We start from the raw sequence: 663 nt of genomic DNA, 5'->3' as shown, positions 1-663 counted from the left end.
CCGGGCTCTGAGCGGACCGTCCCTGTCTCTGCATGGCCGATCGCTCGGGCCCGCACGGGGCGACGAGCCCTGCAGTCAGCGCTGCGAGGAGATATTGCCGCCGTCGACCACCAGCTCGGCGCCGGTGATGTAGCTGGCTTCGGACGACAGCAGGAAGCGCACGGCAGTCGCCACTTCACGGGGCTGACCGAGGCGCCCCAGGAGAATGCGGCTCTCGAAACGCTCCTTGAGCCCCGTCGGCGCTGCCGCGATGGCATCGGCGATCATCTGGGTCATGATCTGGCCTGGCGAGACGGCGTTGATGCGAATGCCAAAGCGCGCCAGCTCATCGGCCAGGGCGCGGTTCAGGCCGAGCATGCCGGCCTTGGAGGCACTGTAGGTGGGGTTGAAGGCATTGCCGAGGGTGGCGTTGATCGAGGCGATCCCCACGCAGGCGGCCCCCTTGCTGACCTTGAAGTCCTCCAGCAAGGCCTGAATCATGAACGGCCAGCAACGCAGGTTGATATCCATCACCTGCGCCCAGGCAGCCGGGCTCAGCTGTTCCAGCGGGCAGGTACCGGGAACGCCGGCAGCGTGCACCAGGCCACCAATGGTGCCCAGTGCTGCGCGGCTCTGGTTGATCGCCCGACTCACCTGGCCGAGGTCCGCCACATCGACGCCCAG

General features: G+C 67.4%; 1 protein-coding gene. It reads right to left on the bottom strand.

Going from position 1 to position 663, the window contains the following annotated elements; translation table 11 throughout:
- Positions 1–75: 75 nt before the first annotated feature.
- Positions 76–663, bottom strand: a 588-nt coding sequence (locus tag J0A65_RS24955) for an SDR family NAD(P)-dependent oxidoreductase (protein WP_206596923.1), incomplete at its 5' end; no start/stop codon positions are given.

The sequence above is a fragment of the Bowmanella yangjiangensis genome, from assembly GCF_017255015.1.
In the GTDB taxonomy this organism is placed as follows: domain Bacteria; phylum Pseudomonadota; class Gammaproteobacteria; order Enterobacterales; family Alteromonadaceae; genus Bowmanella; species Bowmanella yangjiangensis.
Note: the sequence above shows the minus strand (reverse complement) of the source record. Positions and strands in the feature narration are given on the sequence as shown.